Source organism: Brachyspira pilosicoli (genome assembly GCF_019402445.1).
Lineage (GTDB): Bacteria > Spirochaetota > Brachyspiria > Brachyspirales > Brachyspiraceae > Brachyspira > Brachyspira pilosicoli_B.
This window is the reverse complement of sequence record NZ_SRZM01000272.1, coordinates 1-11656: the sequence shown is the minus strand read 5'-3', so window position 1 is coordinate 11656 and position 11656 is coordinate 1. Positions and strand designations below refer to the sequence as shown.

The following is an 11656-nucleotide window of genomic DNA, read 5'->3' as shown; positions in this document are numbered from 1 at the left end:
AGGATATGCAGGTGCAGAATTAATTAGACTGCTATTATCTCATAGTAAAGTAGAATTAAAAAATATTTCTTCAAAAAGTTTTGTTGGGAAAAATATAAACGAAATATATCCTAACTTAAATAAAAACTTAGATAAATTATTAATAGATGAAAATGAAATATTTAATGATACCAATGTTGTATTTGCTTCACTTCCCGCTGGTTTAAGCGATGAGATTGCAAATAAATGCTTTGAAAAAAATATTTTATTTATAGATTTGGGTGCTGATTTTAGATTGGACGATGAAGAAGATTATAAAAATTGGTACGGCAAAGAATATAAATATAAAAATCTTCACAAAGAGGCAATTTATTCAATACCTGAAATAATTAAGTATGATAATGTATATAATAAGAAACAATTAAAGAATGCAAAAATTATAGGAAATCCCGGATGCTACCCTACTTCTATAGGTTTAGCATTAGCACCATCTTTAGTAAACAAATTAATACAAAAAGATGATATTATAATCGACTCAAAATCTGGAGCTACTGGTGCAGGACGTGAATTAAAATTAAATACTCATTATACAGAATGTAATGAAGCATTTGCTCCATACAAAATTGCTGAACATAGACACACCCCTGAAATAGAACAAACATTATCAAACATATACGGTGAAGATATAAAAGTTACTTTTGTTCCTCATTTGCTTCCATTAAACAGAGGGATAGTTTCAACAATATATACAAAATTAGAAAATAAAAATCTTAAATTAGAAGACATACATAATATTTACAAAGAGTTTTATAAAGATTCAGCATTTGTAAGAGTATTAAATATTGGAGAGATAGCAAATTTAAAATATGTTAAATACTCAAATTATTGTGATATATCTTTGCATATGGACGAGAGAACAAACAAATTAATAATAGTATCAACAATAGACAATATGGTAAAAGGAGCGGCAGGACAGGCAATACAAAACATGAATATAGCTTTAGGCTTAAAAGAAGATGAAGGTTTGAATATAATACCTCCAGCTTTTTAATAATTATAAATATATATTTTTATACAATTTTTATTAAACAACAATAGGAGAATAAAATGATAGATATTAAACAAATTGAAGGCGGTGTATGTGCTTCTGAAGGTTTCTTAGCAAATGGAATACATGCAGGAATAAAGAAAAATAAAGAAAAAAAAGATTTAGCAATAATTTATAGTAAAAGTCAATGTTCTGCTGCGGCAGTATATACTCAAAATAAAGCATGTGGAGCAAACATCACAGTAAGCAAAGAACATTTAAAAGATGGAAAAGCAAAAGCTATTATATGCAATTCTGGAAATGCTAACACTTGCAATAAAAACGGAGTGGAGGTAGCAAAAGAGATGTGCAAACTTACTGCAGATGTACTTGGTATTGATGAAAAAGAAGTGGCTGTTGCATCTACTGGTGTTATAGGAGTGCCTCTTCCAATAGAACCTATACAAAAAAATATAAAAGAGCTTATAGACAATGCAAATCATTCTCATGAACATGCTAAAAATGCAGCAAGTGCCATAATGACAACTGACACATTTATGAAAGAGATAGCTTATGAGTTTGAAATTGACGGTAAAAAAGTGCATATTGGAGGCACTGCAAAAGGAAGCGGAATGATTCACCCTAATATGGCTACAATGCTTGCATTTATCACAACAGACTGCAATATATCAAGTGAAATGCTTCAGAAGGCTTTAAGCGAAGATACAAAATCTACATATAATATGGTTAGTGTTGATGGAGATACTTCTACAAATGATATGTGCGTTGTGCTTGCTAATGGTGAAGCTAAAAACACTTTGATAGATAAAGAAGATGATAATTATAAAATATTTTGCAAGGCATTAAATATGACTAATACTTATTTATCTAAAGCAATAGCTAAAGACGGAGAAGGAGCTACAAAGTTAATTGAATGCGAAGTAATGAATGCTAGTGATATAAAATTAGCAAGAAAAATAGCAAAATCTGTAATAACATCAAATTTAGTTAAGGCTGCTATGTTTGGGTGCGATATGAACTGGGGAAGAATTTCATGTGCTATAGGTTATACTGACGCTGATTTTGATATAAATAAAGTTTCTATAAACGTTGGCTCAAAATCTGGAGAGATGAATGTTTATAAAGACGGATATGGTGTAGAGTTTGATGAAGATGAGGCTTTAAAAATATTAAAAGAAGATGAGATAAAAATTACAATAGATATGAACTCTGGTGATAGCAAAGCTGTAGCTTGGGGATGTGATTTAACTTATGACTATGTAAAAATTAACGGCTCATACAGAAGCTAAAATCTTATATAAAGCAATATAGATACAAGGAAATAAAAATGGAAAATATTTCAAATAGAGATAAGGCATTAATACTTAATCAGGCACTTCCATATATACAAAAATACACAGGAAAAACCGTTGTAATAAAATATGGCGGAAGTGCTATGGAAAACCCTGAATTAAAAAAGAAAGTAATGAGCGACGTTGCTTTGCTTTCTACTGTGGGAATAAATGTTATAGTGGTTCATGGCGGAGGAAAAGATATTACTGCTATGCTCAACAAAATAGGAAAAGAATCAAAGTTTATAAATGGCTTAAGATACACTGACAGCGAAACTGCTGAAATAGTAAAAATGGTTCTTGCTGGAAAAGTTAATAAAGAGTTGGTGGCTTCTCTTGAAAACTGCGGAGGCAAATGTTTAGGTATATGCGGTATTGACGGCAACATGTTTAAAGTAAGCAAATATAAAGGGGATATTGATTTAGGATTTGTTGGAGATGTTGATGATGTTGATACTCATTTGCTTAATACTATAATAACAAATGAATATATTCCAATAGTTGCTACTATAGGATGTGATAAAGAAGGAAATGTTTATAATATTAATGCTGATACTGCTGCTGCAAAAATAGCAGAAAGCTTAAAAGCTGAAACATTAATATATATGACAGACACACCAGGTCTTTTAAAAGATAAAGATGATGAAAGCACTTTAATAAGCAAAATAAATATTAAAGAGATAGATAATCTTATAAAAGACGGCACTATATCTGGAGGAATGATACCTAAAGTTCAGCACTGTATTAATGCAGTACAAAATGGAGTATCAAAAGTATTTATAATAGATGGAAGACTATGCCATTCATTATTAATAGAGATGTTTACTGATGAAGGTATAGGAACAATGTTTTATAAGGACTAAAATAAATTAAATAGTGAGGATAAAAATATGGCATGCAAAAAAAATAATAATCAAAATAATGAAAAATCAAAATTAAAAAAAGAATATATTAATAATAGTAAAAAATATGTTGCTAATACTTATGCAAGATTCTATTTAGTTTTAGAGTCTGCTAAAGATACTAAATTAAAAGATATAGAAGGAAAAGAGTATATTGATTTAGGAAGCGGTATTGGAGTTAATAGCATTGGTTATGGAAATAAAAATTGGATTAATGCTGTAGTAAATCAAGCAAAAACACTTCAGCATACTTCAAATCTTTTCTATACAAAACCTTATATTGATTTGGCAAAAAAATTATGCTCTATAACAAAATACGACAAAGCTTTTTTCTGCAACTCTGGTGCTGAAGCAAATGAAGCTGCTATTAAATGTGCAAGAAAATATTCTTTCAATAAATATGCCAATAATGATAAAAATTATAAAAAAAACAAAATTGTAACATTAAAAAACTCTTTTCATGGCAGAACTATGGCTACAATTTCTGCTACTGGTCAGGAAGTTTTTCATAATTACTTTTTTCCATTTTTGGAAGGATTTTCATTTGCAGAAGCGAACAATTATGAAGACACTATAGAAAAATTAAAAGACAATGCATGTGCTATAATGATGGAGCTTATACAGGGTGAAGGTGGAGTTATACCGCTTGATAAAGAATATGTACAAAAGATAAAAAAATACTGTGAAGAAAATGACATACTCTTTATAGTTGATGAAGTGCAAACTGGTGTTGGAAGAACAGGAAAGTTTTTATGCTCTGAACATTTTGGAATTAAACCAGACATTACCACATTAGCAAAAGGATTAGGAGGCGGGCTTCCTATAGGGGCTATACTTATGAACAAAAAATGCTCTGATGTATTTGTTCCAGGGGATCATGCTTCTACATTTGGTGCTAATCCTGTTGTTGCTGCTGGGGCTTTGGAAGTATTAAACATTATAGACAAAAAACTTTTAAAAGAAGTTGAAAAAAAATCTAAATATATAAAAACTAAATTAACAAAACTTAATAATGTTGTAAGTGTGGACGGAATAGGCTTAATGCTTGGAATAGGCTTAAAAGAAGGATTAAATGCTAGAGAAATAGTAGAAAAATGTATATCAAAAGGAGTAATTCCTTTGACTGCTAAAAATAAAATAAGACTTCTTCCTCCTCTCACAATAACTGATAAAGAATTAGAAAAAGCTGTTTCAATACTTTCTGAGTGTATAGGATAAAGATAATAGATTTGCTTCATAATATAAAAAATTATTATGAAGCAAGTCTTAAAAAATTATGCTCTTATATCTCTCTTATTAAAAATAATTATAGCTAGTATATTAGTAACTATTCCAATAATAAACAAAGATATAGCACATGTTAAAAATGTATTAAAATCAGTACTATATTTAGACGGTGCAAATAATGTTATAATACTTAAATATTTAAAAAACTCTGCCTTCTCTCCTACCCTTGATATCATCTGAAAAAGCATAAATAATATACAAAGTCCAGCACCTACCCAAAGAGAAATTGATGTAGAAGAAAAACTTACAGAACTTAAAAAACATATTCCTAAAAAAGAAAGCCATAAACCATAAAGAGCAATATTTATAATAATAAGTTTTGTTATATCAAGTTCTCCTTTAAACATCATCTCACTTGTAATTATAAGAAGAATAGTAATATATAAGTTTAATATAAATATTTCTAAAACAGCACTTAATATTTGCGTAGATATTATCTTTATTCTTGAATTAGGTGTAGAAAATAAATATGCAATGCTTCCTTTATCAAGGTATCTTATAACAAGTCTATTAACAAGCAAAACAATAAAAACTAATGGAAAAATAATAAGCAAAAATGAATATAAATAATCAATTAAAAAATCAGTTAAATTGCTAGAAAAATTATTCATTCCAAATAAAGCAAACATCTGAGGCATACTCTCAACCATAGAGTTTAAACTATCAACAAGTTTAGGGTCAAACATAGAAACTATAATTGCTCCATACATAGTTAATACTAAAGCAAATATTAATAATATTTTAAAATTTGATTTTAATTCTTTTTTTAATAAAACTAAATTAAACATACAAACTCCTATTATAATAAAAATCAATTACTGTAAAAATGCAAAAATAACTCCTCTAATGTCTGACTTGATGAATTAATATCTAATATATCATAATTGCTAAGTTCTTTTATAAAATTATTAATTTCATTATTGATAATAGAAAGCTTTACAATATTATTATTCAGCTCTGATTTAAAACTAATTTTATTTTTAAAATATAACGCTTCTTCATTTGTTTTAAAAACTACTTCAAAATTTTTATTTTTTTTAGATTTTAATTCTTCCATATTCTCTATTGCTATGAGTTTGCCGTCTTTTAATATAGCAGTTCTGTCGCATGTTTTTTCAACTTCTTCAAATATATGCGATGACATAAAAATAGTAGTGCCTTTTCTCTTCTCTTCTAAAATCAACTCAATAAACTTTTTTTGCATCAAAGGGTCAAGTCCGCTTGTAGGCTCGTCTAATATAACAACTTCAGGCTCATTCATAAATGCACATACTATAGCTATTTTCTGTTTTGTACCTTTTGACATGCTTTTTATTTTTCTATTAGCATCAAGTTCAAACAAATCAGTAAGCTCATTAATTCTATTTTTATTTTTTATTGATTTCATTTCAGCAATAAATCTTATAAAATCACTCCCCTTCATCTCGTCCATAAAAGCAATTTCTCCCGGCAAATATCCAAGCTTCAATTGTATATTTTCTCTATTAACAAAACAGTCCATATCTAATATTTTAGCACTTCCTTTATCAGACTTTATAAATCCCATTAATTGCCTTATAGTTGTTGTCTTACCTGCCCCATTAGGACCAAGCATTCCAAATATTTCACCTTTGTTTACTTCAAAAGATAAATCAAATACTCCTTTCTCGCCTCCATAATCTTTGCTAATATTATCTACTTTTATTACAGACATAAATAATTCCTCCTTATGCCTTATAAATATTTTTTCTTGTATGAAATCTGCTTAAACATTTTCATCCACTTAGAATACTGCTTTATCATATCTTCTTTATCTACTTTTTTAGTCATTTTCTTTCTGCTCTGCAAATAACCTTCAGATGTGTATGTTATCATTTCTATAATATCTTTTATATCAATATCATCTCTAAACTTGGTTTTATCAATATTCTTAAAATAACTGTTTATATCAATTTGCTTTTTATTCTTATAATTATTAACTATTTCTTTTACATCTTCACTCTCATCAAAATATCCCTGTATTAAAAAATCAAATATAGATTTATGCTTTTCCATCATTTCTAACTTTTTATAAAATGAATATTCCATAAGCTCAAAAAAATCTTTTATTTTGTAAAAGTTAGAATCTGCAATTATTTTTTCTATATATTCATACACATAATTATAAACATATTCATACAATTTTTTCTTAGTCTTAAAATGATATAAAAGTAAAGATTTAGATATATTGGCATTACCCGCAATATTTTCTAAAACTGCATGCCTATACTCATGTTTTGCAAACTCTTCTATTGATGCGTTTATGACAGCTTCTTTTTTTTCTTCTGGTATATTAGTATTCATTATATTTTTGCTCATTCTATATTACTAACTAACTCAGTCAGTTAGTTAAAATATAACACAAAATATGTATTTGTCAAACAAAAAAATTAAATAATAAATTCACACTTGATAGGCATAATCCTTAGAAACTAATCTAGAATCATCATTAATAGATATTATATCTTTATATTTTAAATATTCTCTTTCATTGATAAAATAACTCTCATCTAAATCTAATAATTTTAACTCTTCTATAAATGTATTTAAAGCTAGATTTTTATCTGCAAATTTTTCTATAGCCCTATTTGATAACTCAAAAAAAATTTTCATGAGATAAGGAATATAATCCTCATTATAATAATCTATACAATTTCTTAATAATACAAATAATGTTTTAAAATAATTTATATCAGTATTTTTTTTAGTGGAAATAGTATGGATATGCTGTCTATAATAATATATCGGCTTATGATTAAAAGATATTTTTGGATTATGAATAAGAGATTTAAAAAACTGCTCTGTATCCTGATAACAAAGTATAGAAGAATAGTAAATATTATTATTTATTAAAAACTCTCTTCTCCATAATTTTGACCAAGTTGACTCTTCAATAGTTTCTTTATCTGTAGGAGATAAGTTTTTAATATTAGCACTAGATATTCCTTCTAAATCATCATCTCTCAAAAAACTTACTCTATTTAGATGAGATACATATTCTTTTGAATCTATAACATCATATATATTTAAACTGCTTACATAATCAGAATCATATTTTTTTGCTGTATTGTATAATTCCTCTAAAAAATTATTAGAAATATAATCATCAGAATCCATAAAAAAGACGTATTCACCTCTGGCAATATTTAAACCAATATTTCTAGATATACCAGCCCCATGTTTTATTTTGTTGTCTATTAGTATTATTCTTTTATCTTTTAGAGAATACTCTTTTATAATTTCTCTGCTTTTATCACTGCTGCAATCATTAACACATATTATTTCTATATCTTTAATAGTCTGTTTAATTAAACTATCAAAACAATAGGATAAATATTTATCAGTATTATAGACTGGTATTATAACGCTTACCATATTATGTTACCTTTCTATATATAATATAATATGCAATATTTTTTGTCAATTAAGATATCGACATTTAAAACAATATTTAGATAAAAATAAACAGATTTTTGCTTTTAAATCACATTATTTGCACTCATTTTAGCAAAGAAGATAATATTAAATAAAAACCATATTTAAATCTTTCATCAACATATTCATTGAATTTTATCTCTATTTCAGTTTCATCATTATTATTAGAAGCATAATAAACATTAGATAATTTTATATAAATAGAACCATCATTATAATCATCATAAAAAACATACCCTCTAGTAACAACACCATTAACATCATCTCTAATCATAGAAAGGCTATTAGCTATATTTTTTACATTACCAACAGTAAGAACATTAGGTATTTTTTTTATTAAAGATGTTTTTGTTTTTGTAGAAAGCTGATTAAAAGGCTGTTCTATTTCATAGTCTAAAATTTGTTTTTGCCATTTTTCTATAGCAGATTTCTTTATTTCTATTGGGCTTAATAGACCTATTATATCATCATCTTTAATAAAAATCTCTTCATCATTTATATCGTTAAATGTACCGTCTTCCATATATCTAAAACTGTTTAATAAAGTATCTTTTTTATCGTATATACCCCAAACCAAACTAATGGCAAACTTCTTCATAAACGGATTATATAAAAATAAATCTCTCCAATTATTAAACTGCCATTTTCTTCCATTCATAAAAACATAAATTAATCTTTCTGTTTGTATTTTAATGAGTTTTTTAGCCTCAGTTTTTAATGTAGTTAATTCAGTTTTTATATCAATAGAAAAATCTTTGGGTAAAGTTTTTAGCGATTTATTTTTAGACTCATCAAAAATATCAATAGAGAAATTATCTTTTAAAGTTATTCTAAATATTCTATCATCTGTTTTAACAATACGAATAGCATCTCTATCAAATCCAAAATTAGGCATAATAATATCAGCAAACTCTTCTTCACTCATATTCATTCTATGAGAAATAGTATAAAACATATCACGGCATTTATTTCTCACACTAACTTGCTTAAACTTTTTTGAAGCTTCATAAATTAAATAAAAACCAATATTCTTTGAAGATAAAAATATAGCTTCCATTATAAAAGAAGCATATTTAAATCTTTTGCTTGCGATATTTTTTGCTTTTTTATAAAGCTTATTAATTTGATTATTAGAAGCAAATATGCAATATGGACAGAGAACATTTTTAGTTTTATTGTCTTCAGCAAAATTAATATATATATTTTCTAATGCCTCTCTAAAACTCTCTTCATCTAAAGAATAGCCTATATTATCAGGAATATCTAGCCTACAAGGTTCTTTTAATTCTAAATACGCACCAATAATAAATCTTATAGCTTTCACACAAACTAAACTGCTTTTATCTTTAATAAAAATTTTAGAAATAATTTTGTTATCTATAAAGGAAGTCGTTTTATCATATTTTGATTTGTAATTTTTATCTACTATCTCATTAATCTCTTTTAAGCTCAACATACAAACACCTAATTTTTTAAGATTTATATTATAGTATAATAGCAATAAAAACAATCTAAATCTTTATTATCTTAATAATATATTGATATTTTATTTAAATGATTTATTATTAATATGAAATTTATTTTAGGATTTTTTTAATGAATAACATAATAACATTATTAAAAGATTTAACTAATGCATTCGGACCATCAGGTTTTGAAGATGATGTAATAAATATCATAAAGGAAAAAGCAAATTTTATAGACAGTGAAAAAGACTCTATTAATAATTTGTATTTAGGTTTAGAAAAAATAGATAAAAATAAACCAATAGTAGCTTTAGACTGTCATATAGATGAAATTGGTTTTATGGTAGAGCATATAAACGAAAATGGCACATTATCTTTTATACCTCTTGGAGGTTGGCATATACCAAACATTGTATCAAATTCTGTGGTGATAAAATCATCAAATGGAGAATATGTTAAAGGTGTTATAGGTTCAAAGCCGCCTCACTTTATGACTGATGAAGACAGAAAAAAATTACCTACATTAAAAGATATGTATATTGATGTTGGTACCAGAAGCAAAAAAGAGACTGAAGATATATTTGGAATATGCATAGGCGACCCTGTTGTGCCTGATGTTGATTTTAGATATGATGAGAGAACTAAAAGTTTTTGTGCTAAGGCTATAGATAACAGAGTTGGTGCAGTATGCGTAATAGAAACTCTAAAAGCATTAAAAGATGAAAAATTAAATGTTAATTTAGTTGGTATGATGACATCACAAGAAGAAGTTGGAGCAAGAGGAGCTTCTGTTGCTGCTAATAAAGTCAAGCCTGATTTAGTTATAGTTTTTGAGGGTTCTCCTGCTGATGATACTTTTTATTATGGAGATAGAGCACATGGAGCTATTGGAAGAGGCTCTCAGCTTAGAGTAATAGACGGAGGCATGATTACAAACCCTAGATTAAATAAATATACTATAAATATAGCGAAAGAAAATAATATTGCTCATCAAGTGATAGTACGTGAAAAAGGCTCTACTAATGGGGCTATATATCATAAAACTAATTTAGGAAGCCCTAGTGTTGTTTTAGGTGTTGCTACAAGATATGCTCATAGTCATTATTGTTATGCTTCTTATGATGATGTAGTTGCTTCTATAGAGATAGCTAAAGCATTAATAAAAACTTTAAATAGTGAAAAAATAAAAGAGTTTTAATTTTTTATAAACAATTTATAAAAAGGTATTAAATTTTTTATAATTTAATACCTTTTTTATGTACTACTTTTTATTATTTTTTATATATTATTCTTTACTATATTATAAACAGAATTAACAAACCTTTGATTTAATTTTAAAGGATTAGTTTTTACAGGTTGAAGTTCATCGCTTTCATCATAGAAAATAATATTATTTAAATTAACATCTTCATCAGGCTCAATTCCAAAATATATATAGTCAAATGTTATATGTACTGAAATTTGTAAATAACTATCTTTCAAAATATATTCACTGTATCCTCCGCCGTCTTCTGTTTCGCCTCTTGCAAAATCATATTTATTTGCAAGCGACATCAAAGTTCCTACTTTAACGGTTACTCCGTCAAATGAGGTTAGCTCATCATTTTGAATATCTTTTTCTTTTATAGTTTCAAAAGTTTCAGATGTAAAATTAAGCTGTTCTATAGGCTGAGTAATTTCATAATCTGATAATTGCTGCTGCCATTTATTTAAAGTATTTTCATCTAATTCCATAGGGTGAACTAAACTAATATTTTTTTTGTTTGTATCTTCAAGTTTATATTCTTCTTCATCGGAAGTATTGAAAGTGCCGTCTTCCATATATCTAAAACTTTCAATTAATTTATTATCATCATCATAAACACCCCAAATTAATTTTAAGGCAAATATATTCATAATGCTATTATTAACAAATACATTCTTGAAACTCTCATAACTCCATTTTCTGCCATTCATTAAAACCCTTTGAAGTCTTATTTTCTGAGATTGTATTAAAGTTTTTATTTCTTTTTTTAGAGTACTAAATTCTTTTTTAATTAAATCTGCTGCTGCCTTATCATCTTTGCTGTTTGGTGCTGGAAGTGATTTGATAATTTTATTTTTTTCATCATCATTGATTGTTAATTCTAAATTATTATCTATATTTAAAGTAAATGTTCTCTTTGCCTCCCCTCCATAACTTAAAACTTT

Annotated in this window: 11 protein-coding genes; 5 read left to right on the top strand and 6 right to left on the bottom strand. The window is 26.8% G+C overall.

Annotated elements, in window-relative coordinates; translation table 11 throughout:
- From argC to E6A48_RS08820, 4 genes are all read left to right on the top strand, one after another.
- Positions 1–1030, top strand: a 1030-nt coding sequence (gene argC, locus E6A48_RS08835) for an N-acetyl-gamma-glutamyl-phosphate reductase (RefSeq protein ID WP_219709808.1), incomplete at its 5' end; no start/stop codon positions are given.
- Positions 1031–1086: 56 nt separating this feature from the next.
- Positions 1087–2316 (top strand): bifunctional ornithine acetyltransferase/N-acetylglutamate synthase, encoded by a 1230-nt coding sequence (gene argJ / locus E6A48_RS08830; protein ID WP_219709806.1) that lies wholly within the window; start codon positions 1087–1089, stop codon positions 2314–2316.
- Between the two features lie 38 nt (positions 2317–2354).
- A complete protein-coding gene (argB, locus tag E6A48_RS08825) occupies positions 2355–3221 on the top strand; it encodes an acetylglutamate kinase (RefSeq protein ID WP_115588931.1) in 867 nt (288 codons plus the stop codon).
- Between the two features lie 27 nt (positions 3222–3248).
- Positions 3249–4478, top strand: coding sequence for an aspartate aminotransferase family protein (locus E6A48_RS08820; protein WP_219709804.1), 1230 nt, complete (start codon positions 3249–3251; stop codon positions 4476–4478).
- 56 nt (positions 4479–4534) lie between these two features.
- Here the strand turns inward: E6A48_RS08820 and E6A48_RS08815 are convergent, their stop codons facing one another.
- From E6A48_RS08815 to E6A48_RS08795, 5 genes are all read right to left on the bottom strand, one after another.
- Positions 4535–5335 carry an ABC transporter permease gene (locus E6A48_RS08815; RefSeq protein WP_219709802.1) on the bottom strand — a complete coding sequence of 267 codons (801 nt, stop codon included), beginning with the start codon at positions 5333–5335 and terminating at the stop codon, positions 4535–4537.
- A gap of 23 nt (positions 5336–5358) precedes the next feature.
- A complete protein-coding gene (locus E6A48_RS08810; protein WP_219709800.1) occupies positions 5359–6240 on the bottom strand; it encodes an ABC transporter ATP-binding protein in 882 nt (293 codons plus the stop codon).
- 20 nt (positions 6241–6260) lie between these two features.
- Positions 6261–6884: a TetR/AcrR family transcriptional regulator gene (locus E6A48_RS08805; RefSeq protein WP_219709798.1), complete on the bottom strand. Its 624-nt coding sequence runs from the start codon at positions 6882–6884 to the stop codon at positions 6261–6263.
- An 84-nt stretch (positions 6885–6968) separates the two neighbouring features.
- Entirely contained in the window at positions 6969–7940 is a 972-nt protein-coding gene (locus E6A48_RS08800; RefSeq protein ID WP_219709796.1) for a glycosyltransferase, read from the bottom strand.
- A gap of 124 nt (positions 7941–8064) precedes the next feature.
- Positions 8065–9456, bottom strand: coding sequence for a DUF4132 domain-containing protein (locus E6A48_RS08795; RefSeq protein ID WP_219709794.1), 1392 nt, complete (start codon positions 9454–9456; stop codon positions 8065–8067).
- 140 nt (positions 9457–9596) lie between these two features.
- Between E6A48_RS08795 and E6A48_RS08790 the strand changes: the two genes are divergently transcribed.
- The gene (locus E6A48_RS08790; protein ID WP_219709792.1) at positions 9597–10664 is read left to right on the top strand and encodes a M42 family metallopeptidase; all 1068 of its coding nucleotides are present in this window, start codon (positions 9597–9599) and stop codon (positions 10662–10664) included.
- A gap of 80 nt (positions 10665–10744) precedes the next feature.
- Here E6A48_RS08790 and E6A48_RS08785 read toward each other — a convergent pair.
- Positions 10745–11656: DUF4132 domain-containing protein (locus tag E6A48_RS08785; RefSeq protein ID WP_219709790.1), on the bottom strand; the 912-nt coding region annotated here is incomplete at its 5' end.